At 36.2% G+C, this 25,422-nt stretch carries 25 protein-coding genes; 8 read left to right on the top strand and 17 right to left on the bottom strand.

From position 1 onward, the window contains the following. Nucleotides 1-217: 217 nt before the first annotated feature. Nucleotides 218-1,021 carry a CPBP family intramembrane glutamic endopeptidase gene (locus tag BN1243_RS20120; RefSeq protein ID WP_062109848.1) on the bottom strand — a complete coding sequence of 268 codons (804 nt, stop codon included), beginning with the start codon at nt 1,019-1,021 and terminating at the stop codon, nt 218-220. A gap of 107 nt (nt 1,022-1,128) precedes the next feature. Further along, nucleotides 1,129-1,923: a MerR family transcriptional regulator gene (locus BN1243_RS20115; RefSeq protein WP_062109846.1), complete on the bottom strand. Its 795-nt coding sequence runs from the start codon at nt 1,921-1,923 to the stop codon at nt 1,129-1,131. A 210-nt stretch (nt 1,924-2,133) separates the two neighbouring features. On the opposite strand from BN1243_RS20115, the gene rluF reads away from it, so the two are divergent. Continuing rightward, nucleotides 2,134-2,841, top strand: coding sequence for a 23S rRNA pseudouridine(2604) synthase RluF (rluF, locus tag BN1243_RS20110; protein ID WP_062109844.1), 708 nt, complete (start codon nt 2,134-2,136; stop codon nt 2,839-2,841). A 70-nt stretch (nt 2,842-2,911) separates the two neighbouring features. Here the strand turns inward: rluF and BN1243_RS20105 are convergent, their stop codons facing one another. The 8 genes from BN1243_RS20105 to BN1243_RS20065 all read right to left on the bottom strand — a co-directional run bounded on the left by BN1243_RS20105 (nt 2,912) and on the right by BN1243_RS20065 (nt 11,609). Beyond that, complete coding sequence (locus BN1243_RS20105; RefSeq protein ID WP_062109842.1) at nt 2,912-3,412, bottom strand: LURP-one-related/scramblase family protein; 501 nt, start codon at nt 3,410-3,412, stop codon at nt 2,912-2,914. Between the two features lie 155 nt (nt 3,413-3,567). After that, a complete protein-coding gene (gene phnX, locus BN1243_RS20100) occupies nt 3,568-4,410 on the bottom strand; it encodes a phosphonoacetaldehyde hydrolase (protein WP_062109840.1) in 843 nt (280 codons plus the stop codon). Then, complete coding sequence (gene phnW, locus BN1243_RS20095; RefSeq protein WP_062109838.1) at nt 4,407-5,501, bottom strand: 2-aminoethylphosphonate--pyruvate transaminase; 1,095 nt, start codon at nt 5,499-5,501, stop codon at nt 4,407-4,409. Before phnW ends, phnX begins: the two co-directional genes overlap by 4 nt. 18 nt (nt 5,502-5,519) lie before the next feature. Continuing rightward, on the bottom strand, nt 5,520-6,518 hold the full coding sequence (locus tag BN1243_RS20090) for an extracellular solute-binding protein (RefSeq protein ID WP_062109836.1): 999 nt from the start codon (nt 6,516-6,518) through the stop codon (nt 5,520-5,522). A gap of 44 nt (nt 6,519-6,562) precedes the next feature. Then, entirely contained in the window at nt 6,563-8,182 is a 1,620-nt protein-coding gene (locus tag BN1243_RS20085; RefSeq protein WP_062109835.1) for an ABC transporter permease subunit, read from the bottom strand. Beyond that, nucleotides 8,175-8,927 (bottom strand): ABC transporter ATP-binding protein, encoded by a 753-nt coding sequence (locus tag BN1243_RS20080; protein WP_062109833.1) that lies wholly within the window; start codon nt 8,925-8,927, stop codon nt 8,175-8,177. Before BN1243_RS20080 ends, BN1243_RS20085 begins: the two co-directional genes overlap by 8 nt. A 233-nt stretch (nt 8,928-9,160) precedes the next feature. Then, nucleotides 9,161-10,168, bottom strand: coding sequence for a histidinol phosphate phosphatase domain-containing protein (locus BN1243_RS20075; protein WP_062109831.1), 1,008 nt, complete (start codon nt 10,166-10,168; stop codon nt 9,161-9,163). A 460-nt stretch (nt 10,169-10,628) separates the two neighbouring features. After that, complete coding sequence (locus tag BN1243_RS20065) at nt 10,629-11,609, bottom strand: helix-turn-helix transcriptional regulator (RefSeq protein ID WP_062109827.1); 981 nt, start codon at nt 11,607-11,609, stop codon at nt 10,629-10,631. A 108-nt stretch (nt 11,610-11,717) separates the two neighbouring features. Here BN1243_RS20065 and BN1243_RS20060 point away from each other — a divergent pair, with 108 nt between their 5' ends. Next, on the top strand, nt 11,718-12,197 hold the full coding sequence (locus BN1243_RS20060; protein ID WP_062109825.1) for a GyrI-like domain-containing protein: 480 nt from the start codon (nt 11,718-11,720) through the stop codon (nt 12,195-12,197). 61 nt (nt 12,198-12,258) lie between these two features. Further along, on the top strand, nt 12,259-12,723 hold the full coding sequence (locus tag BN1243_RS20055; RefSeq protein ID WP_062109823.1) for a hypothetical protein: 465 nt from the start codon (nt 12,259-12,261) through the stop codon (nt 12,721-12,723). A 160-nt stretch (nt 12,724-12,883) separates the two neighbouring features. On the opposite strand, the gene BN1243_RS20050 is transcribed toward BN1243_RS20055, so the two are convergent. After that, on the bottom strand, nt 12,884-13,255 hold the full coding sequence (locus tag BN1243_RS20050) for a winged helix-turn-helix transcriptional regulator (protein ID WP_062109821.1): 372 nt from the start codon (nt 13,253-13,255) through the stop codon (nt 12,884-12,886). 209 nt (nt 13,256-13,464) lie between these two features. Between BN1243_RS20050 and BN1243_RS20045 the strand changes: the two genes are divergently transcribed. Further along, nucleotides 13,465-14,673 (top strand): MFS transporter, encoded by a 1,209-nt coding sequence (locus tag BN1243_RS20045; protein ID WP_062109819.1) that lies wholly within the window; start codon nt 13,465-13,467, stop codon nt 14,671-14,673. An 81-nt stretch (nt 14,674-14,754) separates the two neighbouring features. Continuing rightward, entirely contained in the window at nt 14,755-15,597 is an 843-nt protein-coding gene (locus BN1243_RS20040) for an aldo/keto reductase (protein WP_062109818.1), read from the top strand. A 214-nt stretch (nt 15,598-15,811) separates the two neighbouring features. Here BN1243_RS20040 and BN1243_RS20035 read toward each other — a convergent pair whose 3' ends face one another. The 3 genes from BN1243_RS20035 to BN1243_RS20025 all read right to left on the bottom strand — a co-directional run bounded on the left by BN1243_RS20035 (nt 15,812) and on the right by BN1243_RS20025 (nt 18,637). Then, nucleotides 15,812-16,753 (bottom strand): FAD:protein FMN transferase, encoded by a 942-nt coding sequence (locus BN1243_RS20035; protein ID WP_062109816.1) that lies wholly within the window; start codon nt 16,751-16,753, stop codon nt 15,812-15,814. A 72-nt stretch (nt 16,754-16,825) separates the two neighbouring features. Further along, nucleotides 16,826-18,016: an NAD(P)H-dependent oxidoreductase gene (locus BN1243_RS20030; RefSeq protein WP_062109814.1), complete on the bottom strand. Its 1,191-nt coding sequence runs from the start codon at nt 18,014-18,016 to the stop codon at nt 16,826-16,828. A 15-nt stretch (nt 18,017-18,031) separates the two neighbouring features. Beyond that, nucleotides 18,032-18,637 (bottom strand): NADPH-dependent FMN reductase, encoded by a 606-nt coding sequence (locus BN1243_RS20025; protein ID WP_230200267.1) that lies wholly within the window; start codon nt 18,635-18,637, stop codon nt 18,032-18,034. A gap of 594 nt (nt 18,638-19,231) precedes the next feature. Between BN1243_RS20025 and BN1243_RS20020 the strand changes: the two genes are divergently transcribed. The 3 genes from BN1243_RS20020 to BN1243_RS20010 all read left to right on the top strand — a co-directional run bounded on the left by BN1243_RS20020 (nt 19,232) and on the right by BN1243_RS20010 (nt 21,949). Continuing rightward, nucleotides 19,232-19,957, top strand: a complete 726-nt coding sequence (locus BN1243_RS20020; RefSeq protein WP_062109812.1) for a DUF2087 domain-containing protein — start codon at nt 19,232-19,234, stop codon at nt 19,955-19,957. 189 nt (nt 19,958-20,146) lie between these two features. After that, nucleotides 20,147-20,662: a type 1 glutamine amidotransferase domain-containing protein gene (locus tag BN1243_RS20015; protein WP_062109810.1), complete on the top strand. Its 516-nt coding sequence runs from the start codon at nt 20,147-20,149 to the stop codon at nt 20,660-20,662. Nucleotides 20,663-20,962: 300 nt separating this feature from the next. Beyond that, on the top strand, nt 20,963-21,949 hold the full coding sequence (locus tag BN1243_RS20010) for a YhdH/YhfP family quinone oxidoreductase (RefSeq protein WP_062109808.1): 987 nt from the start codon (nt 20,963-20,965) through the stop codon (nt 21,947-21,949). Between the two features lie 230 nt (nt 21,950-22,179). Here BN1243_RS20010 and BN1243_RS20005 read toward each other — a convergent pair whose 3' ends face one another. The 3 genes from BN1243_RS20005 to BN1243_RS19995 form a co-directional block, all read right to left on the bottom strand. Further along, complete coding sequence (locus BN1243_RS20005; protein ID WP_062109807.1) at nt 22,180-22,653, bottom strand: nucleoside deaminase; 474 nt, start codon at nt 22,651-22,653, stop codon at nt 22,180-22,182. 87 nt (nt 22,654-22,740) lie between these two features. Continuing rightward, a complete protein-coding gene (locus BN1243_RS20000) occupies nt 22,741-23,817 on the bottom strand; it encodes a DmpA family aminopeptidase (protein ID WP_062109805.1) in 1,077 nt (358 codons plus the stop codon). A 37-nt stretch (nt 23,818-23,854) separates the two neighbouring features. Beyond that, nucleotides 23,855-25,294: a bifunctional metallophosphatase/5'-nucleotidase gene (locus tag BN1243_RS19995; RefSeq protein ID WP_062109803.1), complete on the bottom strand. Its 1,440-nt coding sequence runs from the start codon at nt 25,292-25,294 to the stop codon at nt 23,855-23,857. Between the last annotated feature and the right edge of the window lie 128 nt (nt 25,295-25,422).

Genomic DNA, 25,422 nt, shown 5'->3' with positions numbered 1-25,422 from the left:
TAACAGGTGAAATATACTTTAATGAACATGTTTCATTATAATATTTATTATCATTTAGGGCAATCGTTTGCACAAATCCCTAAAAAAATTACAGTGGATTGAAAGTATCTACATTTATGAAAGCCATTACTTCGATATACTCTCAGATTCAAAAAAGAAGCTATCATGAACAATCACATTGGAGATAGCTTCTTTTTTAGCTCAGTTTATACAAAGTTCAATTACTTTTATTGTAAAGAATCCCCTTTGGGTTTATAACAATTAATATGATCGCAGCAATAAAGTAAGAAAGCATAACATATACAAGAATATCTAATAAGTCTCCTTTAATCAAAACAAGAGAAAAATTGAATAATTGGTGACTAACTATTGGGATCACTAGATTCTTATTTAGATTGTAAAACAACGTTAAAATGACCGAAAAAGATAAAATTCCAATCATAAAAAGTAAAATGTACTTGATTAAATCCAAGCCTGTATAGCCCGAAGCGAACCAAATTGGAGCATGCCAAAATCCCCATAACACCCCTATTGTTATCGCTGATCGTAAAGGCGAGTACTTCTTTTGAAGCTCATTTAATGCATATCCACTCCAACCGAGTTCTTCACCTAAAGGTCCCCTTACTAAGTTATCTGAAAAGGCAATAATTAACAGTCCAAGGCTTGTAATCGATAATCCTACATTTTGTGTATCATTTGTTGCGGATTGTAGAAACATAGCCACTGCAGTAATGAATACTTGAATGATCACAACGGTGCTGAGAACAGAAACCTTGATTCTTGTGGCAAAAAGCGCCTTTACAAAATTCCTTAACTTTAATTCTGGATAAATTCTTCTAAATAAAATGACAAATGCAAAAGTTGAAGACCATGCCGATACGATTTGTAAAAAGTATGTAATCTTTGCAGATGCATCTAACAAGATGCTTAGCCCGATGACAATAAAAAACACAAAAAATATGACATAGGTTAAAATAATAAAACTAACTAAAGGTCTACTCAATGCTTTTTGCTTTTTCATAAAAACCACACCTTTTTAAAATAAGTCGTCGCAACGGGAAACATTTCATCACTGACGCCTTCATTTTAAACCTGTGGGTTACCCCCAGCTCAACAACTTTTATTACATTATTTTATTGGGGCGTACATTTCTAAAAAAACACGTTCAAGTCCTTCTTCGTATGTTGTTAATACTATGTTAATGTAGGCTAAACCTACTAATTCATATCCATTTTCTTGAGCTATTTTTATAAGTGTATCCCCTACTTCATTATCAATATTGTTTCCGCCGTCTACCGCTCTACCATTTTCTAAAACAGTATAAATACACTTTGGATAAGCAATGACTTTACTAGTAAGATGATTGTCAGTATCTTCTTTCTTGTTAACAACTATAAATCTATCCGCTTTTATTCCTTCTCTATCAAAATGGATAACGCGTCTTACACTATTTAAAGTAACCGCCTTCTTTAGATTTTCTGAATTATTTCTTATAATTTCGTATTCATTAAAGGCAGTATAATCCGTTAATTCCCCTTTTATCTCTAAAGGCTTCATCTCTTTAACGGTAAATTTCCCTAAGTGTTCTTGTATTTTAGAATAGTCCTCTTTTACTGATTTTATTTGTTTTAAGAGGAGCTTTTTATATTCAAGTTCCTCCAGTATTTTTGCTTCCTTCTCTGCCAATATATATTCTAAATTAGCTAAGCTCTTGCTTTGTCTGATTTCCTGGATTTTCTTAATCTCAATATCAAGCTCTCTATAAAAATTAATAGTCATGACATCATGAATATCAAATTGATTATACTTTCTATAACCACTTTCCTCATCATACCTTGGCTTAACCAATTCTTTTTCCTCATAATACTTTAATGTATCTCTTGTAACCCCTAAGAAATTAGCTACTTGGCCAATGGTATACATAATACCCCTCCCTATCTTATAGCAATGCACAAATTATAAAAATAGTACTGTTGAAGATCCCTACTCTTAATAGTACTTCAAGTATATAAAAGCAAAAAAATAATAATACTTAAAAATATATTACTTCTGTAAATAAAGATTTATTTAATTTTTAAAGTAGGGTATTGTTATTACCTGAAGAAACAATAATTTCATGAAGGTTGTGTCAACATGCGAATTAATAAATATATAAGTGATTCCGGAAAAACATCCAGACGTGGAGCAGATCGGTTAATTGAAGAAGGTGTCGTATTTATTAACGGGAAACGTGCCACTGTCGGCAGTCAGGTTAAACCAGGGGATCGAGTATTAGTAAATGGTGAACCTATTCACATAGCAAGAAATAATGTCTATATTGCCTTAAATAAGCCAGTGGGCATAACGAGTACAACAGAAAAAGGCGTAAAAGGAAATATAGTGGATTTGGTCAACCACCCATTAAGAATCTTTAATATTGGGCGACTTGATAAAGATTCAGAGGGCTTAATCTTGCTAACGAATGATGGCGACATTGTTAATGAAATTCTGCGTGCTGAGAACAAGCACGAAAAGGAATACATTGTTTCTGTAGACAAGCCCATAACCCCTGATTTTTTAACGAAGATGTCTGCAGGGGTCAAAATATTAAATACTAAAACACTTCCTTGTGAGGTCGAGCAACTATCCAAATATGAATTCAAAATCATTTTGAAACAAGGATTAAACCGGCAAATACGTCGGATGTGCGCGGAACTAGGATATGACGTATATAGATTACAAAGAATCCGCATTATGAATATCCATTTGGGAAATCTTCCAGTTGGGCAATGGAGAGATTTGACTAAAAAGGAGAAAAACCAATTATTTAGGGAATTAAACTATGAGCCAGCGGAATGGTAGAGTCTAAATAATAATCGATGGTTTCAGTGCTTCTTTTCAAAAGGAGCACTGAAATCAAAAAGATTTTTCTTTAACCCGGCGATACAGAAGATGCGGCAGCTGCTTCGTCAGCCTTCACACAATCGATAGCCACTACGAGGGCAATCATGAGTGTCTCCATCTCTTCCTGCAATACTTGAACCTTATAGCTATCGCCCCATGTAAACCATTCCTTACTTACCTGCCCGATAACTTTTCCATGTTGATACACCTGAAAATTCATGTCCCACCAGTTCCCCTGTACTTCAATACCAGCCGCATCAATGGTATATCGTGCCTTTAAAAAGGAAAACTCCTTCTTGATTGTCAACACCTCTCGGCCATTCACCTCAACAAAAAATTTCGGTAAAAAGCTAAACACCTTTTTCGTAATAAGTGCAACTTCCTCCCTTGCTGTATTCATAATGGAGAAAGTCTTGGGTATCTTCATAAAACTACCCTCTATAAAAAAGATGTCCTCCTCCTGCTGATCCTTTACCGTAAACTTGCCGCTCAGACTGAATACCTTCTGCTTTATATAAAATTGCTTCATAATATGCCTCCTTCGATATATAGCTTATTACTAAATATTCAACTCATTATCTTAGGATTCCTTCTATTAAAGAAGTTTACATCCCTTACTAATCTCTAAAAAAAGCCGATTCAACAGTATTGTAGAATCGGCTTTTTTAGAGATTTGTGTTACATTTACTGTAACAGGTATACTTCCGAAGGTTTATCATGCATTGGTCTTTTCCCTTCTGAAATAAGGCCATTTATTCTTTCAATTAATTCAGGTAGTTCATTCATTGTTTTGATTGTAAAATCGGCTCCGTTTTGTAAAAAAGTTTGTTCTGTTTCAGAGATGACCTTCTGTTGGTCATCTTCGGATAGAGCATTAAATTCAGCTAAACTTAGACCCATTTCCGAGCTTCCTATGATAACGCCTACTGACCAAACACCTGCGTTTACAGCCTCTTTTATATCTGAGACTGTATCTCCTACTTTAACTACCTTCCAACAGGCTGATAATTGCAATGCTTCCATATTTCGATAAACCATATATGGATACGGTCTCCCAAGAGAATCGGTTCCGTCAGGAGTGATATAAAAATCAGGACTATACCCTTTTTTAAGAGCATTCGGTACAACAACATCCATCATAGTTTGTGTGTATCCTGTTGTTGAACCAATTTTCAATCCTTGACTTCTTAGTATTTGGACTGCCTCAATCACCCCCGGAATGGGATCTGTATATTCGATTAAAGAGGACAAGAGTGCAGGTTCGAATTCAGCATATAATTTCTTTACATCCTGTTCATTAAACTCGCTGCCGAATTTCTCCCTCCATAGATTAGAAATTCTAGGTGTAGAAAGCATGGCACGAATATGGTCAATCTTAAGCAGTCCCATTGGTGCTCTTGCCTCTTCCATTGTCACATCAATGCCTGCCTTTTTAAAAATATCAATAAATACATTTACAGGTGCAAAACAACCAAAATCAACCGTCGTCCCAGCCCAATCAAAAATGACTCCTTCAATTTTATTCACTTTGCCATCACTCCCATATATTCTTCAATTATTTCACATAATGCTTGGATATCTTCCTCATAAACTTCACCAATGTTTCCAATCCGAAATGTATCTACATCTGTAAGTTTTCCTGGATAGAGAACAAAACCTCTCTCTTTTGCATAAGTATAGAACTCTTCAAAGTTAAATTGTTCATTCGGAAAAACAAAAGTAGTAATAATTGGTGATTGTTTGTCAGCTGTAATATAAGCATGAAATCCTACTCTTTCAAGTCTTTCTCTTAAAATACGATTATTATTTTGATAACGGGCAAATCTAGCTTGAATACCGCCTTCTTCTTTTAATTCATCAAGCGCCTTTGAAAAAGCTGCCACTACATGTGTTGGGGAAGTATAGCGCCATTTTCCATCCTTCTCCATTTCCACCCATTGATCATATAAGTCTAATGATAGACTACGTGAATTTCCCTCACATGCAAGTAGTTTCTCTCGTTTGGCAATCACAAATCCAAAACCTGGCACACCTTGAATACATTTATTTGCGCTGCTGATTACATAGTCAATTCCAAGCAAAGGTACATTGATATCCATTCCACCGAAACTACTCATTGCATCAATAATAAGAGTTTTTCCATAATCGTTCGCAAGTCTCGACACCATATCAACTGGATTCAGTATTCCTGTCGTTGTTTCACAATGCACCATAACCATGTGGGTAATTTCTTGATCTTCTTCTAAAACTGCTTTTAATTCCTCTTCTTTTGGGTATTCATTGTAATCTACACGAAATTCCCTAAAGTTCAGACCAATACACTTCGCCATTTTTACAATTCTTTCCCCATATGCACCATTTGTGATAATGAGGGCTTTATCCTTATTGGTCATAGCTGTTTGCATGACAGATTCAACCGCGAACGTCCCACTTCCTTGCATAAGGACAACCGTATACTCGTCTTCTGCGGCACCCGCAAGTTCAAGAAGTTGAGTTCTTATTTTTTGCGTAATAACCTTATAATCATAATCCCATGTGCAGCGGTCAAAGAGCATTGTCTCTTTAACCGTGCTTGTAGTTGTTAGAGGGCCTGGTGTTAATAATTTATAATGATCCATATCCATCTCTCCTTCATTTTACTTTGCTGCATTGAAAAACTCTTGATGTTGCTTTAATAGTTCAACCGTTAATGGTTTTTCGAAACTCATTGTATGTGCAGGTTTGTAAATGTCACTAACCGATTCACCTTCATAAAGAGGAACGGGATAATGAGTGATTAATTCTTCCCTTCCATCTTGAATAATGACTTCTGCCATTTTCATTGCTAATTCGGTCGTTTTATCATCCTTTTTTACAATAGCGACTGTTTCAGTAAGGGAAAAATTCCCTTCAGTTGGATCAACATAGTCAATTGGTGCGCCTTGTTCTTTCGCGATCACCGCTTGATGACGAAGCCCAAAGCCAGTAGCCACTTCACCTGCTTGAACTTTCTTAATAGGACCTGATCCAGAACTTTCAAGATGCGGACCCGTATTTGCTATTAAATCGTGAAGAATGTTTTTTCCTTCTTGTTCTCCGTACTCCGCAATAACGGCTTGGACTAATAACCATGCTGTAGAAGAGTCCATAATATTTGGAATCGATACAAATCCTTTAAACTCAGGTTTTGTTAAGTCCTTAATAGAAGTTGGCATCGGTAATTTCTTTTCTTTGATTACTTCTGTATTGACGAAAATAGAGCCAGTATTCGCTAAAATCGGTGTATGATAAGATGCATATTTCTCTAATGCGTTGTTTGTGAATGTTAAATCTGTAAACATTTTGTGCTTCTCCTGAGCGCTCTCAACAAAATAAGAGCTCATTGTGACTAAGTTAGCATTAATTTTTTCACCCTCAGCGATTAATTTCCCACCTAATTCAGAAGTACTTAAAGATTGAATGATATATTTCCCTTCATATCCTGCGTCCTTAAGGGCATTTTCAATCGCGGCAACAGCTTCTTCATCACTATTGGTGAGAATAACCACTTTCTCCGCCTCATCAGCATTTGCTGCATTACCACTACAGCCAACTAAAGCAAAAACGAGACTAGCGGCTAGTAGAGCCAGTAACATCCCCTTCATTTTTTTAAACATTATTTTCCCCTGCCTTCTACAATTTTTTATTTCAAAACTGTCCATTACCCACTAAGTGGTTGGCGTTTTTGAAAATAATGACAAATGAACTTAACGAGTAAGTTGGTCCCAAAGATCAGGATCGACAAAACAAAAATCTCATTAAATTTTGCGAAATGCTGTAATTCTTTTATTTTGCTTGCTACTAATGATGTCTCAGCTGTAACTAAGAAGATTATTCCACTAATCGTTACCATTGCATTAATGAAATAGTAGCTAAACATCTCAAAAACAGTTGATACCGAATTAGGCAGAAGGACTTGCCGGATTGTTTTTAACCAACTATCCCCCAATAATTCTCCCGTTGTTTCCCAAGAAGGATTCATTTTAGCTAGTGAATTTTTAGCCATTAAATAAGGCGTTGTAAAATAGTGAACAATGGTGCATACCACAATAATAGTGAACGTCCCTTTTAAACTACTGTTATTAAAAAGAAGTAAATACGATAAACCCAATACCATACCCGGTACTGTATTCGCAATCATGGAAATGATATCCATTGTTTTCTTCCCTTTAACTGGTGTACGTACATTTAATAACGCTGCACAATACGCAATTAATGTTCCAAATAAAGCCGTCAATAACGCTACTATTATTGAGTTTTTATAAACGTATATTAAATCACTCGATTGAAATACATTGATAAAATGATTCATTGTAAATCTAAGATTATAAGGGTAGCTTTCGACTAGTGGTGCAAAGAACATGACGACAATAACAGCAACCAAGCCTATTAAAATGCTAGAAGAGATTACTCCTAAAAAAATATCCCTACCTTTATTCTGAATTAATTCTACCTCTGTAAATTTGTCATAATGAAAATTAAATTTCTCGAGGTAATTTAAAAGGATAATAGCAAATACTGCAGGAATTAACATAAACACTGCAATCGCAGCTCCATTATTGAAATCTGGAATGGAGCCAAGCATTACTTGATAGAGCTTGGTGGCAACCACATCATACGTTCCCCCAACAGAAGCCGGTATCCCAAAGTCGGTAAAGCTTAAGATAAAAGAAAGAACAAAAGCTCCGCCTAAAGTTCCCAACAATGGACGAATAATCGTATTCATAATACTTCTAAATGTTCCATCACCCATTAGCTTAGAAACAATAATAAATTTCTTATCAATAAACTTAAAAGAATTATTAATAAGTAGAAAGGCTGGTGGCAATGTATAAATGACATATCCTATTAGTAATCCGTTAAATCCGTAAATTTCTAATAATTTTCGTCCGAAAAGTTTTGTAATCAATCCTTGGTTTCCAAAGGAATATATAATCGCAAATCCATATGTAATAGTTGGAAATAACATTGGAATAAGAATTTCTAAATTAATGGCTGTCTTTAAAGTCTGATAGATTCTCGTACAATTGATCGTATAAGCTAGTAAAAATGCTAAAATAGTAGTGATTATAGCCGTAATACTAGAAATAACTAGACTGTTCCAAATGGAATCCATTAGTTCTTTATTCGACATGATCGAAAAATAATTAGAGAAGTCAAAACCCTTATCTGTTTCAAATGAGCGAACGAATAGAGCGGCTAAAGGCAATACTAGAAAAGCTGCAAATAAACATAAGATGATAAAAAAAATAATTCGCATTTCCGGTTTTACTTTAGGCATATTTCTCTCCAAATAAGTTAAATATATTTTGTCTTTTAATAAGTAACTGTTTAAGAATAAATTCTTTCACAAATCTGTTACTTGGTTGATTGATAATTTCTTGTGGTGTTCCGAACTGCGAAATATTGCCCTGATGAATGATTAACAGTTTATCTGACAAGGTTAAGGCTTCCTCTGGGTCATGCGTGACAATAATGGTTGTAAGATTAAACTCCTTTGCAATCGACTTGATTCGTTCCTTTATCGATTCTTTTATGACCCCATCCAGTGCACTTAATGGCTCATCTAATAATAATATTTTCGGTTTTGTTACCAATGTTCTTGCAAGTGCAACCCTTTGCTTCTGACCGCCTGATAATTCTCCTATTTTCTTTGTTAGATGGGGAGTTAGCTCTAAAAATTCGATATACTCCCGAATTTCTTTTTCTGATACTAACCCCTTCTTGTTCCTTACTCCATATACAATATTTTCATAAGCGTTTAAATGGGGAAAAAGTGCGTAATCTTGGAAAACAATATTAAAACCACGGTTCTTCATCGATACTTTACTCAAATCCACATCATTGAAAATAATTTTCCCCTGATCCGCTGTCGTTAATCCTAAAATAATATTTAATAAAGTGGTTTTTCCACTGCCACTTGGACCTAGCAGTGACACGATTTCTCCTGTGTTAATTTCAAGATTTATATTATCCAAAATGACCTTATGATCGTAGTGTTTGCCTATATTTTGCAATTTCAGCAAACTGTTCACCTCCTTCAGTACGACTTAAGTATAATAATTGTTTGTAAATTTCAAAATGGGATTGTGTAAAAGGTATGTAAATTATTCGTGAAAGTTTGTATTCAACATAATGGATTCATAAAAAATCTCCATTGTCATAGTAGAGAGGTGGTTACCTGCCCATAACTATAACAATGAAGATGTTTTTAAAAACCCTTTACACCTTTTTCCAAATGTTTTTTTCCGATTCCTTATTAATTCTTTACCAAACAACGAATATTTTCCCGTTTTCTCTGATGAAACGTCGCCACTTCGTGGACACCATTATCGGCTAACATAGCAAGTATTTCATCAGAATAGATGCCCAAATCATTCGGGTAGTGGGAATCTGAGGAAACTGTGAATTTCACTCCTTCTTCTACCAAAATCCCCAAAAAGGCAGGACTTGGACAAAACTCTCGTACTGGATAGCGGTAATATAGCCCAGCATTAATCTCCGTAGCTACATCGTGTTTGACTAGAGTTCTAGCGACTTCACGATAACACTCCTCTAATTCAGCTTCTGAAGGACGATAATTAAATACTTTAATATTATCGAGATGAGCAATGAAGTCAAAGAGTCCGCTACTTGCAGCTTTTTTAACTGTTTCAAAATGGTTTTTGTAGAGTTCAGTCAAATCATATTCCTGAAACTTATGCTGTAACTGAGGGTTATCAAACCCCCAACCATTATAAAAATGAACTGAGCCAATCACATAATCGAAGGAATATTCGTTTAAAAGTGATTGTAATTCATCTTCTCCACCTACAAAATAATCGGCCTCTATACCTAAGCGCAATGTAACTCCTTTGGCTGCCCATTTTTCTTTCTGTGATGTGATGAATGTCGTGAATTCATGTAAATCTCTGACCATCACCTTGTTTAACCAATCTGCTTGTTGTTGGCCGATATCTTCAGATTCCACATCGATATATTTCGTGAAATAATCTCTTGTTTCCTTGAATCTGTATAGATGATCAACAATTCCAACTTCCTTTATTCCCTTATTTAAAGCCTCTTGTAAATACAAATCCAACCACCATGTTGAATATTCACTATGTTGTAATCTCGTGCTCATTTGATTGATTGCTTCGCTTAACCATTCTTTTGTATGCTTTTCCTCGTGAAATACATTGAAATGCTCCATCGCTTTCAAGCTTTTTTCAATAAAAGAAATCGAATAAGGCCCTTCTTCAAGATGAATATGATAATCTACTTTCATGTGCTCCACCTTTCTTTTTCCATACTGCAATCCGTTCATAGTATTCTACTAAACATTCTACGTTTTTTTCCTCCGTATTATTAGCAAAAAATATGCAAAATGTATGCAGCTTTTCTTCCTCTACATTAATCTTAGTATTCAAAGCGCTCGGTCTCAATGATAAACCTTCAAATGCCTGTCGTCATAAAGTTCAATACATATACTACAAAACGAATATTAAGCAATTGTCTTTGGTGTGTAAAAATATTATGAATGGAATAACTGTATTTCGGGCTTCATAAATCCTGCCCTTTCTTGTTCGGAAGTTTTAAATATCTCTTCAAAAAAATAATGTAGCCAAGTACTGGATACCTTGCAAAACTACCAAGTTATAGCCCATACTAGGTGTACCAAAAAGTAGCACAATCCTTATCTTTGGTCTGTGCTACTGAAATTATAATTGAATTAGGATAATCAGCTCTCACTTTAAGTTGTGGGGAGCAGTGTTTATGGACGTTAATCTCTCTTGTAACCCTTTTAAAACTTCATCGGGCATTTCCCTAACTCTGATATCCATACCGAGAAACAGCAACCAATTGGTTATTTCGCTCAATTCCTCAGGATTATGAACATTAATATAAGTGTTTAGAATGGCCGTTGTTTGGTAAGGATTCATATAAGAAAGCGAAATTTTAAAAGGATGATATTTTTTAAATTGCGCAATCGCCTTTGGACCAAGTTCGATAACAAGGTTCATCTCTTTTTCCTGCTTATTTAGTTTTTCTAAAATCTTTTTCTTACTTAATTTTGTTTTTGTGCGGTATGGTTGAACATTAGTGAGATTATCGATCGGAACAATCTTTCTCTTTTCATCATTTAAGTCAAAACCTTCAATTAGCCAAACGCTTTTTTCACGGTAAAGCTGTAAGAGATAAATAGGACAAGACTTTGTCTCCTTCTCTTCTCTGATGGTTATCCATAAATGGTTATCCAAAAGAAGAATTTGGATGAGATTTTCTAACATAGGATGGGGCAGGTCTGACAGATCAAGCAGATCAGGATTATGAGGATTCGTTCCTTCAAATAGCAAGATTTGATTTAAAAGTACAAGATCTTCTTGCTGGTTTTCTGAAAGGAGTCCCAGTAATTTTTCAGCTAAAGACTGCCGACTCTTTAAATAGGGTAGTTGTTGATTTCTTGTAGCCATAAAGGCAATGAAAAGGGCTTTAATCTCATCATCAGTAAAGCGAACTGTTGGCAGGACAGAGTTATTCATAACAAAATAACCACCATCCCTCCCAACTTCAGCGACAAGCGGCATTCCCATCGCTTCAATTTCTCTAATATCTCTAATAGCCGTAGAACGAGAAATATTAAATTCTCGCATAATTTCCGAAATAGTAAAGTGAGAGCGATTATTAATATAGCGCATAATAATATTGATCCGTTCAACTTTTTTCATACGAGCCTCCTAAACAGTATCACTTTTTGACACTATTTAAAGTTATTATAGACCCATCAGGTGAAAAGACAAATCATTTGGTAAATATAAAAAAGGATGGTTTTGAATATGACAGATTATACTTTAGAAGTAAAAGACAGCTTCACAGTTCTAGGTATTGGAACTGAGCTTAAGAGCCATTACACAGACTTTGCTGGCATAAACAAAGAAAAAGCGGATTTTTGGCAGGCCATCAAACAAGATGGAAAACTTGATACTTTAAAGGCTGTAGCTACAAATGACTACATTTTTGCCGTGAATGAAGCAGTGAATAATAAAATGATGTATTATGCAGGTGTCATGACAGAGGCATCAGTACCAGAAGCATCTAGAGTGATCCAATTTCCTCAAGGGGAATACGTAGTTGTGAAAGGTGAAGCGCAAACAGCTGCTGAATTGAGTAATCACCTTACAGGTATTGCCTTTGGTCAAGTTTTACCGGGCGCAAAAGATTTTGCCTATGTTGGTGGACCAAATACAACGGTTGAAATGGGTGAGCGCAACGGATTAGTATATGGCGAAATCTGGATTCCTGTAGTTAAGAAATAATGGGAAACTACATTTAATGGGATCTTACAGCCAATTAATGTAAGATAAAGGTGGGGTGGAAATGTCTTATATCGTTGATTTTAAAAATGTGTCTACAGTCGGTTTAGAGTCTTCACCAGCGGCGGAAGCGCTTGCTGGTTTGCGCGCTAACGAAGCCCGTTACTTTATGAACAAATACAAACATGAATTTACAGTTTTACCAGCTAGTGAAAGCAGAGAGACACTTGATTATGTGAATAGAATTTTGCAAGAAGAACGTGATATTGAGTTTGCGGCCAAACCTTTAGAAACATCGCATTTTCAGGTGGAAAATATTAAATGGGCATACGTCTTTTATGAAGATGGTCTGGGAATCAACGTCATGTATACGGTTGATGACCCTAAGAAGCGGGCGGTTGGTTTTAAGCTCTCGGACGGGATGGAAGTACCGAAGGAGTTAGAAGGGAAATTTAAGTTTGCTCGGCAAAAGTCTAAACTAGCTGGAACAATCAGGGGTTCGTTTTTTGTCATTAAAGGAGAATATTAAAGTTTATTTCTTCTATTGTTGAATAAACAAAAAGATAAGCACTTATATACAAAAACAGCACCCATAAAATTAGAGGGTGCTGTTATTTTTATTGAAAAAAAAGCTTATTTACTTATCGGATAGTTCACCGAAGTACCTTAAGTGAGGTTTAATCACTAAGTTACTTTAGATCTTTATTTAAAATGTTTTCTTCCAGAACATCAAATTTGTTCCCATAAACTTTGGTAATATGTTTTTCGCCCCAAGTACAAAGAGAATCTAATATCCCCTGTAAACTCCAACCATATTCACTTAATTCATACTCCACTTTTGGCGGGACTTCATTGTAAACAATTCGCTTAATGACTCCGTCTTCTTCTAACTCACGTAATTGTTGGGTCAGCATCTTTTGAGTAATGTTTGGCATAAGACGTTTCAATTCACTTGTGCGTTTTTTTCCATGCGTTAAATGACATAAAATCACGCATTTCCATTTTCCTCCTATTACCTCTAATGTAGCTTCTACAGATATATTGTACTTCTTCTGTTGCATAGTAATTTCCTCCAAAACTATGGGCACCAAAAGGTACCTACATAACCTTTTGGTGCCTATGGAACTTTAAAGTGCGTACTTTTCTTTATAATCCTTTTATCCCATAATAACATTTGCGAATCGTATTAAACAATATTCATTTCTTCTATCGTTTACTATAAGAGCTCTTATTAATCCCATATCCCTATTTTTTTCAGGAGGTAAAAATAATGTCACGAAATAAAAAGCGAACCACATTTGCTTTGCTTGCCCTTGCAGTGAGTGCATTTGCTATTGGCACAACAGAATTTATTAGTGTCGGGCTCTTGCCATTAATTGCTAAGGATTTAAATATATCCGTTACAACAGCTGGCTTAACCGTTTCTTTATATGCTCTAGGAGTAACATTTGGAGCGCCTATACTAACTTCTCTTACTTCTAAAATGTCACGAAAATCATTACTTCTTTGGATTATGGTGATTTTTATTTTAGGGAATAGTATCGCAGCGGCCGCTACAAGCATCGGAATTTTACTTGTTGCACGAGTGATTTCTGCTTTTTCTCATGGTGTTTTTATGTCTATTGGCTCTACGATTGCAGCTGATCTAGTCCCAGAAAATCGCAGAGCTAGTGCAATATCAATTATGTTTACAGGGCTGACAGTAGCAACTGTCACAGGAGTACCATTCGGAACATTTATCGGTCAGCAGTTCGGCTGGAGAATTGCTTTTATCGTTATTGTAGCTGTTGGAATCCTTGCATTTATTGCCAATAGCTTCCTTGTCCCTTCGGACTTACGAAAAGGACATCGTACAACATTCAAAGATCAGATCAAATTAGTCAAAAATGGTCGCTTATTGCTTATTTTTATCATAACAGCCTTAGGTTACGGTGGAACTTTTGTTGTATTTACTTATTTATCACCGTTGTTACAAAATATCACTGGATTTAAAGAAGAGATAGTAGCAGTGATATTACTTGTTTATGGTATAGCTATTGCAATTGGAAACATGATAGGTGGAAAGCTATCGAATCATAACCCAATTAAGGCACTATTTTATATGTTTATTGTTCAAGCTATCATCCTAATCGTCTTATATTTTACAGCACCATATAAAATAATAGGATTAGTGACCATTTTCATTATGGGAATTATGGCTTTTATGAATGTGCCGGGACTGCAAGTCTATGTTGTTATGTTAGCGGAACGTTTTGTTCCTACTGCAGCAGATGTCGCATCGGCAATTAATATTGCTGCATTCAACGCCGGAATAGCGATCGGTTCCTTCCTAGGAGGCCTTGTTACTGACTCGATTGGTCTTATTCACACCACCTGGATTGGGGCATTAATGGTACTTGCAGCCGTTTTACTGACAGGTTGGAGTCAATCGCTTGAAAGCAAAGAACAGCAACAAGAAACAAAAGATCTTGCCATTTAAAAGCCTTACCTTTAAGGAGGTGATGTTGAAGATTAAATGAATCATGCACTCTTTTAAAATTAATATTTGGAGGTTATATAGATGAATACAAGTTTACAAAATACAACTACATTGCATAATGGTGTCAAAATGCCTTGGTTAGGTCTCGGTGTTTTTAAAGTAGAAGAAGGTCCTGAACTAGTGAATGCTGTCAAATTTGCCATTAAACATGGGTATCGTAGTATAGATACAGCCGCCATTTATGAAAATGAAGCTGGGGTTGGCCAAGCAATTCGGGAAGGTATTAAAGAGGCTGGTATCTCAAGAGAGGATTTATTTATTACTTCTAAAGTGTGGAATTCTGATTTAGGATATGAATCAACGATTGCAGCTTATGAAACAAGCTTAAATAAACTTGGTCTTGATTATTTAGATCTATACCTTATTCATTGGCCTGTAGAAAACAAATATAAAGAAGCTTGGAGAGCACTAGAAACACTTTATAAAGAGGGCAAAGTGAAAGCTATTGGGGTAAGTAACTTCCAAGTTCATCATCTTCAGGATTTAATGAATGATGCAAAAGTAAAACCAATGGTAAATCAAGTGGAATACCACCCGCGTTTAACACAAAAGGAAGTTCAAGCATTTTGTAAAAATAACGATATTCAATTAGAAGCCTGGTCACCATTAATGCAAGGTCAACTCATAAATCACCCTATTTTAATGGAAATCGCAAAAAAATACAACAAAACAGTTCCTCAAATTATAATACGTTGGGATATACAAAATGGTGTTATCACTATTCCAAAATCAACTAAGGAACATCGAATTATTGAAAATTCCAGTGTTTTTGACTTCAATTTATTAGAAGAAGATATGGAACGCATTAATGGCCTAAATCAAGATCATCGTGTGGGTCCAGACCCTGACAACTTTGATTTTTAATCTATCTATTATATTTTAAGATGCCCTCGTTTTATTGAGAGCATCTTCTTTATTTTAAAGAAATATCTAGTTTTAGATTCAGACACTTAATCTCACATGATACACTAACCCTCGTTACATCTTCTCAAACAAATCACCCCCATTACCTACTTCCCACATTGTGGGAGTCAATTTGAGTCGGAGAGGATGAATGCTTCACTTATTCAACAAAAGCTTAGAATGATGAACTTGTTTCAATTAGATATGGTTTTAGCGATTCTGAATAATATAGCTCACCACTCATCGTAACGACAATTCCTGCTACGTCTTCTACTTGATCAAGTGTATCCATTATTTCACAAGGTGATTTTCCGAATAAACGCCCCGTCCATATTTCGCCGTCAACAGATTTTTTAGAAACAACGGTTAAGCCTGCAATTTCTGATTGAATTGGATATCCAGTTTGAGGGTCTAAAATATGATGGTATGTTTCGTTATTCATCGTAAACTTTCTTTCGTATACTCCGGAAGTAACAACGGATTGATTGAATGCACGCAAAACGGCTATGTAATTACCACGCGGAAGAAAAGGATGTTGAATACCGACACGCCACTGACCATCCTCTTGTTTTGGAGACCTTCCATAAGTCATGACATTTCCACCTAAATTAATTAAACCTGCCTGAGCATCCATAGATTCTAAATCGTGAACAAGTAAATCCGCAATATATCCTTTTGCTAAAGCTCCTAAATCAATAAACATACCCGGATGCTTTAGAAAAACAGTTTGCTCTTGGTCGTTTAGTATAATATCACTTGCGTTTGTTTTAGTAAGCAAGGATTGAATTTGTTCTTCTGATGGAACATGGGCATCTTCAAAACCAATACGCCACGCCATAACAAGGGGACCAATCGTGATATTTAATGAGCTATTGGCTGCAGTACTATGTATCTTTCCAATTTTAATTAATTCGTATAAAGTGGGATGTACTTTTACCGGCTTAATCCCCGCATTTTTGTTCACTTGCATCAATTCCGAAGTTGGATCATGAGCACTAAACCGCTTTTCATATTCGTTCAAGCGAATAATTAGTTCATTTAAAATAAAGCTTGCATATTCATGTTGAACTGATAATTGGATAATCGTTCCCATCATATGTATTTCACGACTTTGCATGGTGACGATCCCTCTTTCCCATTCATTTCTTTTTCAATTCGAAAAAAAGAGGCCATAACGACCTCTCTTTTATTAATTATCTTTAACAGTTGCACCCGATACGGTATCTACTTTAGAAGTTGCACCGGATACAGCGTCTACTTTTCCACCTGTTAACTGTTGTCCCGTTTGTTCTAAGTACCAATCAATGAGCGGTTTAATATCTTGAACATATTCGTTAATACCAAGATAGTTACCTTCTTCGTCACGAACGGCTTGATAGTTATGAACAACAAATTTATCTGGACCGTGTGTAGGCACATGGGTCCGTACGATATCTTGCTTTCCAGTACGTAATTGTTGAATGACCCAAGCAACGCTGCTAAAAGCTTGTTTAGGGTGACATTCAGCTAATGGATAACCTACTTGTTTAGGTCTACGAGAGGCCAACATATCCTCTGCTTCGTATTTGTAGTTATAATATAAAAATTGATTATTGCTATCAGCATACGTTAATTCTGCAGGCATCGACTTTAAAAAATAGTTTATTTGATCAACTGTCAATATACCGCGGTCCAGTTTAACATAAGTATTCCCTTCAACCGCACCAGTAACTTCAGCAGCTTGCTCAACCCAGTCATCCGCCATCATATCAACATCTTTAATCGTTGTATCAATCGATCCAGTCGCATATAAATCTTCAGTACTCGAAAGATCTTTCATCCCTTCAGGTGCGTCAAGGATATTGACAACATTGATAAAGCGAATAAATTTCTTAATACAACCTTCTAAGAATTGGGCTGTTTGTGCATCTTTTAAATTTCCTTCTTCATCAAATGCTTTATGAACCTCTCCTAAGAGAAACTCATTACCCGGCATAACGACAGCATTCACACCAGGAGCATCTAATATTTGACGCAAATGTAATTGGGACCGTGAAGATCCTTGCACATCATACGAAGCCCCGACAATCATAACAGGTTTCCCATCAAGTGGATGAATTTTAAACGATAGCCATTCAATGACACTTTGCAAGGCAGACGGGATAGAATGGTTATATTCTGGCGTAGCAATAATGACTCCATCTGCTTCATCGATTTTTTTATTTAAATATTGAATCGGTTCACTGTCTGTTTGATCTTTTGATTGGTTAAACATGGGGACATCTTTAATGTCCAAAACTTCAACATCAATCAAACTTTTAAAATTTTTAGCGATAAACTCTAATAATTGATGATTATATGAAAAATCAGCATTTGATCCAACGATTCCAACGATTTTCATCTCTAGACCTCCTAATTAATTGTCCTCCCATGAAAACTTTTGCACATTTTTAGGGGAATGATTATTGCTAACTAATTGATTTGTGATCGTAACAAAATGGGTAAAGTCATTAAAAATTCTCTCAAGTTCTTCAATTTTACTTTGATCCTTTAGATTTCCATTTTCATCAAAGGCTTGTAATGAATAACCTAATAAAAACTCGGAACTTGGCATAATTCGTGCTTTCAATTCAGGTGCATCTAATATTTGTCGCAAATGTGCTTGTGAACGGGAGGAACCTAATTTTCCATATGACGCCCCAGTGATCATAACTGGTTTATCAATAAGCGGCTGAGATGTATAAGACAACCATTCTAAAGTACTTTTTAAGATCGCTGGCACGGAATGGTTATATTCTGGTGTACTAATAATGACACCATCCGCTTCAATTATTTTATCCGCAAGCTCTTGAACTTCACTAGGTGCTTTCCTATCTTTCGGCTTATTAAAGGCAGGCAAATCTTTTATTTCAAATATTTCAATGTTCGCTTTATCTGCAAAATGTTTTTGAATGAATTGTAACAACATACGATTTGTAGAATGGTCTGAATTTGTTCCTACAATACCAAGTAAATTCATCATTTTATTGCTCCTTTCTAATAATTATGTACATAGCAAGTTTTAGGAAAAATATATGTTCCAATCGGTATAAGATAAACACTATTTTAGAAGACTCGAACAGTAGCTTTATTTTTTCAATCAGCTATCTACTTCATTACAGCTTGTCCATGGTAATAACGCTTGCCGAATGCCCCGGATCTTTGAACCGATACAGATGTGACCACCTTCCATATATTACTCCCCTCCCTTTTTTTACCCTCTCTGCAGCTAAATTAACCTGTCATTCACAAACATATCCCTTTTTGCTGCTACATTCAATTAGTATGTGCGAATGTATTAGAACGATTCAGGTTTCTTTCATGGGAACTTGCCGTCTCTCCATATAACATTGTGATGTTTGTCACATACTCATTATAATACGTTAGATAATAAAATACAACGGAATATTAAATATTCTTTCAAAATAGGGGTTTTCCCTTATCGCTGCTTACAATTTTACATGCTCCATGCTCTTGATAATGAGGCTACTATCAGATTATAATTATAAACAAAATCTAATTACGTTTACTTTTACGTAAATTTATAATAATATGTTTATAAAGGAGGGATATCCCTTTGAATACACAACATACTTCAGTCGAGGAATTAGTTAAAGGCTATCAGTTTAACAATTCAGAATATCAATGCTTATTTTGTGGAGAAACATATCACACGGATGAAATTTATCCTAACGGCGGGAAATTTTTAACCGCTGAAGGAATGATGAAAGGGCATATTTCCAGCGCACATCAATCACCTTTTCATGCCATCCTCCAATTGGGTAAAAAAATTACAGGTTTATCTGATGTTCAATTAGAAATGATGCAGTATTTCTATGAACAAGTATCAGACCAAGAGATTGTTAAGAAGAGCAGTGTTAATAGTCTTTCTACAGTACGTCAGCATCGCTTTAAGTTACGCGAAAAAGAGCGACAAGCAAAAATTTTTTTGGCGCTAATGCAATTAATAAATGAGCCGAATACATACTTTGTTCATAAAGGAGCGAAACAAGTGGATGAGCGATATGGAATTGATCAAAATGAACGAGAAAAGGTAGTAAAAACATATTTTAAAAATGGTTTAGAAGGTAGTATTGACACAATACCGAGTAAGGAAAAGAAAAAAATCATTATTTTACAACATATTTTGAAACGTTTCGAACCCGGAACAACATACAGCGAAAAAGAAGTGAACACTATTTTAAAAACTGTCCACCCGGATTTTGTCTCCTTACGACGCCATTTGATTGAGTATGGATTTATGGACCGTAATGATGATGGGTCTGCCTATTGGGTTAAATAATAACAGGTGAAAATAAGATGAAGTGGCGAGGAATAAAATATAGATCCTCAAAAACGTTTTCGAAGATTTTTTTATATTACTTATCTCACCCCTTCTTCTATTAGAGATAAAGCTCTTTTCGTAACTTCTTCCCATACACGTTTTACTCATAGAAAAAAGGGTAGTCTAATAATGAAGGAGTTGATGGAAATGAGTAAAAAAATTGCTATTTTAGTAACAGATTACTTTGAGGATTCGGAATACATGGAGCCAGTAAAGTCTTTCAAGGAAAAGGGCTGCGAAGTAACTACTATTGAGATGGAAAAAGGAAAAACTGTGAAGGGGAAGCAAGGAAAAAGTGAAGTCGTTATTGATCAAAGTATTAATGACATTTCCCCAGAAGACTTTGATGCACTATTTATACCAGGCGGATTTTCTCCAGATATCCTTCGTGCGGACAAGCGTTTTGTTCAATTTACAAAATCATTTATGGATGATAAAAAACCTGTATTCGCTATTTGTCACGGACCACAGCTACTTATCTCAGCAGAAACACTTGAAGGTCGTGATGTGACCGGTTATACATCCATTCATGTTGATTTAAAGAATGCTGGCGGAAATCTCCATGACAAAGAGGTGGTCGTATGCCAAAATCAGCTCGTCACCAGTAGAAAGCCAGATGACATACCTGCATTTGTTAGGGAATCACTAAAATTATTGGAATAACTATTTAGGCAGAGGGGCTCCCTTCTGCCTTGTTTATTATGATGAGAAAAGCTCCGATTCGTCTTCCTACCTTCTTGAATGGAGAATCAAGTAAATAGACTAGCCCCCTAAAAAAAGTTACCATTATCATATAATGAGGCTAAAATTATTAATAGTCTCTTTTTTCCTTACGTCATTCGTTTTATCGTCAGTATGAACAATCGAGGATTCACAAAAAAATTAGTTAAATGGATCAAAGGAATTAAGGAGCAATAAATTTTAAAAAGCACCTAAGGCGCTTTTTATAAGGAGTAGATAGCTATGAATACATTTAAAGCAATCATTGTAAAAGAAGAGCAAGATCAAGTTATTTATGGCATAGAAGAAGTGAATCTCGATACTCTTTCAACTGGTGAGGTTTTAATTAAAGTTGCATATTCCTCCGTAAACTATAAGGATATGTTGGCTGTTCAAAAAAACGGCGGAGTTATTCGAAATTATCCAATGATTCCTGGAATTGATTTAAGCGGAACTATCGTCCATACAACGGATACGCGCTACAAAGAGGGACAGAAAGTGATTGTCACAGGATTTGCTATGGGTATGAGCCATACAGGAGGATTTGCAGAATATGCTAGAGTTCCTGCGGATTGGATTGTTCCTTTACCAATGAACCTATCCCTAAAAGATGCAATGGTTTTTGGAACAGCAGGGTTTACAGCGGCACTTTCTATTCAAGCTTTAGAGGCGAATGGCATGAAAGTGAATAACAATCCTAGAATATTAGTTACTGGTTCAACTGGTGGAGTAGGTAGTATTGCTGTCCAAATTCTATCCAAAATTGGCTACAAAAATATTTTTGCATTGGTTCGAAAAAAACATCAAGCAGAAGTAGCAAAATCTTTAGGAGCAACCAATGTCATTTATGCAAGTGAGCTAGGAGAACAAAATAAGCCACTCAATAAACAAAATTATGACTTTGTCCTAGATACAGTTGGTGGGGAAATTGCTTCTGTATTAATTCCGCAAATATCTTATGGTGGAAGTATGAGTATGTGTGGAAATGCTGGTGGGATAAAACTAGTATCAACCGTCTTACCATTTATACTCAGAGGGATTAATCTTTTAGGAATTGATTCTGTGAATGTACCAATTAATAACCGTGGTTCTATATGGGAGAAATTAGCAGATGAATGGAATATTTCTCAAACGACTTTAATAAACGAGATTTCACTTGACGAATTACCTCATACAATCGAATCCATTAAAAATGGTCAGCATTTAGGAAGAACAATTATTAAATATTAGAGTTCTGTTCTTTATAACTTTCTATATTGTTATTTACATACAAAACTAAATGAAAAGAGAGCCCTCCTTTATACTTTAGATAAGGGAGTCTCTCTACATCTGTTTTTCAGTAAGGCAGAATCTCATCTTCCAACTACAGTTTTTGAAGTGTTATTAGAAAAGAGCTGGCTTATCCCTAAACCTGATCATCCATCTGAATTAAAAAGAATAGTCGACAATTTGATTGTTTTTTACCCATAAAACTGCCGATGCAGCTGACGAACTTGCTCCGCTAGTTCAGGAACAGGCCCATCTATTGTCGTATCCCGAATAACATCTTGAATGGGCAGATTTCGAACCCGTGATGACGGTACTCCTATTTCACTCAACCATTGTACGAGTTGTTCGGACGAACTTGCATAGACGATCCGACCTAATCCAACCCAACCGTGGGCCGCGGCACACATCGGGCAATGTTCACCAGAAGTATACACCGTTGCCTTGCTTCTCTCTTCAAGTGTCATGTTATTCGCTGCCCAGCGTGCTATCGCAAATTCAGGGTGTTGCGTATGGTCACCGCCTGCCACATGGTTATGGTCTTCAAAGAGCACATCCCCATTGACTGAAACAAGGACTGAACCAAATGGCTCGTCCCCTTTTTCCAACGCCATTTTTGCTAAATCCACACAACGTCGCAGATGCTTCAAATCTGAATTACTAATCATCATGATCCTCCCCCATCCTACTTTTTATGAGTGACCCGTTTGTGAATAGTCAACCAATTTATATAACAAATATATGGAAGCGTCAATTCAGTGTGGACTATTACCAAATAAATCGTATGGCAGACATTCGACTTCCCTATTTTTTCTTCCTGTTGTCGTTTCCGCCATAGTAAGCGAATTCAAAATTGCCTCATTCGTCGTTTCTGCTGCTGCCTGAAACAATTCAGTCATAACAGGGTGATCCTCGCGCAACTGTTTTACTTCTTCAATAGATGATTGACTATGATGCGGAAATGTCTGAGCTGTTGAAAAGGCAATGACAATATCACCACTGCCATGTGCCATATGACTTCCAGTCCGGCCTAAACCGATACCGCATCGTTTCGCAATCCGGTTTAATTGCCGCTCATTAACAGGCGCATCTGTTGCTAGCACGATCATAATCGAACCGTCTGATTGTTCTTCTTCTTCTAATCCTACTGTTTCGATCGTATCTTCCCAGTTAATAGAATGATAATGGAACAGGTCCTCCTTCTTTCCGAAATTACTTAAGACTAGACAACCAACAGTATAGGCCGTACCTTCGACCGTAATGATTCTCGAAGATGTACCAATGCCTCCTTTGAACCCACAACAAACCATGCCTGCACCAGCGCCAACTGACCCTTCTTCGACTTTTTCAGTTGAGGCCTGTTCAATTGCACTTAAAGCATGACGGGCAGTGACCGGAAACGTCCGGATGGAATTGAGATAACTATCATTACATTCCCCAACAACAACATTAACCGTACCAGTTGTGTCACCGATTTCAGGATTATGTTCCAACAAATACTCTAACGCCCCCTGGGTTACTTGAGGAACAGCGAAAGTATTCGTAAGCATAATCGGTGATTCAAGCCTCCCTAGTTCATTCAACTGTACAAGTCCAGTCGTTTTACCAAAACCATTGAACACATAGCTTGTCCCAATTACCTTTTCTTGAAAAACATTTCCACCATGCGGCAAAATTGCGGTAACACCCGTACAAACATAATCATCTCCAGCCATTCCATTTTTCAAAGTTTCATGACCAACACGAACATCAGGCACATCGGTAATGCAATTCTTCTTACCTGTCGGAAGCATCCCAATGGTAAGTCCTAGTTCACGATATCTTTTTCTCATTTACCCCTCTCCCTCAACAACAAGTTGGTTACCCCATTTATACATTAATGATTGTTTGCCCTTCATCAAAAGCAACTGTCTTTTTATCTTTCAGAAAGTCTTTCATAACATCAACAGCAAAAATACCTTTGTAATTCTTCATGGAATGATTCTTTTTAAAAAGCTGTCCACCAGCACCGGCAATTTTGTAAATCTTATGACTGTTTAACCGCTCGCCATTTATAAATAATTCTTGAATCCGATTCCCTTTCGGATTATACGGTTTGAATGTCATGAACAATCCCGATGAGCGCAAAATATATCCTCCCTTTTGTCCAAACGGGTCCGGGGAAAAGACACTCTCTAAATTGTTTTCAAGTATTTTTTGCAACTGTTCCCCTTCCATCTCCAAAGTAAATAACTCAGGATTCGTCGGAATAATCGAATGTAAATCATACAGGGAAATGAGACCTTTGGGAATCGGTGTTCCATAACGCCAACCATGGGAAAAGGCAAGATCCACATCTAACGTATGCCTATAGGAATCTGTAATCAATTGATCCATTGGCGCTTTATTCAATGTCATTCTATGTAAGATTGTACGCGTCTCACCAACCTTTTCCTCTATATGAGAACGAAAAGGATCGATGATTTCGCTAACTAATTCTTTTACATATTCATCCTCTTCAAAAGATTCCTTCCATAAGGGAAACAATTCGTACGTATAATCAATGACTTTTCCAAGATGAACTTCTATTTCCAATTGCCCTAAAAAAGAACTGCTTGAACCTGATTGGACAATGAGTGTTTCACCTTGTTTGATCGGTTCCGCCACCCTGTCATGACTATGACCGCTTAAAATAACATGGATACCATCTACTAAGCTAGCCACTTTAACATCCAATGGCAATCCCATATGACTTAACAAAACAATAAGATCGACCTTTTCCTTCTGGAGCTTTTCAACCGATTCCCTCACTTCATCCACTCCAAGTGAAAAAGTAAGACCAGTGGAAAATTCCTCATTCATTGTCTGGTCGACATATGGATATGTGAGACCAATAATCCCCACTTTTAAACCGGTTAATTCCTTCATCATATATCGCGCAAAAACAGTTTCATGAGAATTTTCATCATAGAGATTGCATGCAATCGTTTCAAAAGGCAACTGTTTAGTCAAAGATATTAGCTTGTCCTTCCCATAGGCATAATCCCAATTGCCAGGAACAAAACCATCCAGTGGCATATTTTGTAATACTTTCAGAATCGCCTCACCTTTCGATTGAACTAAGGGACTTGTTCCATGAAATAAATCTCCGCCATCAAAAAAGAGAACATTTTCTTTTTGCCTTTTTATCTTTTTTACATAACTAGCAATCCGCGCAAAACCGCCTACTTGATGAATGACAGGCCCATCACTGCTCCAAAACATTTCATGATGAAGATCCATACTCCCATGTGTATCATTTTGTTGAATGAATGTAACTTTTTTACTCATGACCTCACCCTTTCTGCCCTTATTACTGTATATATCCAGATGTACCATTTTTATAACATTTGTTCAATAAAAGAACAACACCAAGGGAATATTGCCAGAGCACGGTATATTACTTGGCGAATCCAACG

Origin of the sequence: Bacillus niameyensis (assembly GCF_001375535.1) — a bacterium.
In the GTDB taxonomy this organism is placed as follows: domain Bacteria; phylum Bacillota; class Bacilli; order Bacillales; family Bacillaceae_C; genus Lederbergia; species Lederbergia niameyensis.
The sequence above is the reverse complement of the archived record's forward strand: the minus strand, read 5'-3'. Positions and strand labels throughout refer to the sequence as shown.

Bases quoted from the DNA above. Each gene is read 5' to 3' on its own strand.
- BN1243_RS20105 (WP_062109842.1), bottom strand. From the start codon at position 3,412: ATGAAGCAATTTTATATAAAGCAGAAGGTATTCAGTCTGAGCGGCAAG.
- BN1243_RS20030 (WP_062109814.1), bottom strand. From the start codon at position 18,016: ATGAAAATCGTTGGAATCGTTGGATCAAATGCTGATTTTTCATATAAT.
- BN1243_RS20115 (WP_062109846.1), bottom strand. From the start codon at position 1,923: ATGTATACCATTGGCCAAGTAGCTAATTTCTTAGGGGTTACAAGAGAT.
- BN1243_RS20085 (WP_062109835.1), bottom strand. From the start codon at position 8,182: ATGCCTAAAGTAAAACCGGAAATGCGAATTATTTTTTTTATCATCTTA.
- BN1243_RS20060 (WP_062109825.1), top strand. From the start codon at position 11,718: ATGACAGATTATACTTTAGAAGTAAAAGACAGCTTCACAGTTCTAGGT.
- BN1243_RS20120 (WP_062109848.1), bottom strand. From the start codon at position 1,021: ATGAAAAAGCAAAAAGCATTGAGTAGACCTTTAGTTAGTTTTATTATT.
- BN1243_RS20005 (WP_062109807.1), bottom strand. From the start codon at position 22,653: ATGATTAGTAATTCAGATTTGAAGCATCTGCGACGTTGTGTGGATTTA.
- BN1243_RS20090 (WP_062109836.1), bottom strand. From the start codon at position 6,518: ATGTTTAAAAAAATGAAGGGGATGTTACTGGCTCTACTAGCCGCTAGT.
- BN1243_RS20025 (WP_230200267.1), bottom strand. From the start codon at position 18,637: ATGATGAATTTACTTGGTATTGTAGGAACAAATTCAGACCATTCTACA.
- BN1243_RS20035 (WP_062109816.1), bottom strand. From the start codon at position 16,753: ATGCAAAGTCGTGAAATACATATGATGGGAACGATTATCCAATTATCA.
- BN1243_RS20075 (WP_062109831.1), bottom strand. From the start codon at position 10,168: ATGAAAGTAGATTATCATATTCATCTTGAAGAAGGGCCTTATTCGATT.
- BN1243_RS20045 (WP_062109819.1), top strand. From the start codon at position 13,465: ATGTCACGAAATAAAAAGCGAACCACATTTGCTTTGCTTGCCCTTGCA.
- BN1243_RS20050 (WP_062109821.1), bottom strand. From the start codon at position 13,255: ATGCAACAGAAGAAGTACAATATATCTGTAGAAGCTACATTAGAGGTA.
- BN1243_RS20040 (WP_062109818.1), top strand. From the start codon at position 14,755: ATGAATACAAGTTTACAAAATACAACTACATTGCATAATGGTGTCAAA.
- BN1243_RS20065 (WP_062109827.1), bottom strand. From the start codon at position 11,609: ATGAAAAAAGTTGAACGGATCAATATTATTATGCGCTATATTAATAAT.
- phnW (WP_062109838.1), bottom strand. From the start codon at position 5,501: ATGGATCATTATAAATTATTAACACCAGGCCCTCTAACAACTACAAGC.
- BN1243_RS20010 (WP_062109808.1), top strand. From the start codon at position 20,963: ATGAATACATTTAAAGCAATCATTGTAAAAGAAGAGCAAGATCAAGTT.
- BN1243_RS20000 (WP_062109805.1), bottom strand. From the start codon at position 23,817: ATGAGAAAAAGATATCGTGAACTAGGACTTACCATTGGGATGCTTCCG.
- BN1243_RS20055 (WP_062109823.1), top strand. From the start codon at position 12,259: ATGTCTTATATCGTTGATTTTAAAAATGTGTCTACAGTCGGTTTAGAG.
- BN1243_RS20015 (WP_062109810.1), top strand. From the start codon at position 20,147: ATGAGTAAAAAAATTGCTATTTTAGTAACAGATTACTTTGAGGATTCG.
- rluF (WP_062109844.1), top strand. From the start codon at position 2,134: ATGCGAATTAATAAATATATAAGTGATTCCGGAAAAACATCCAGACGT.
- BN1243_RS19995 (WP_062109803.1), bottom strand. From the start codon at position 25,294: ATGAGTAAAAAAGTTACATTCATTCAACAAAATGATACACATGGGAGT.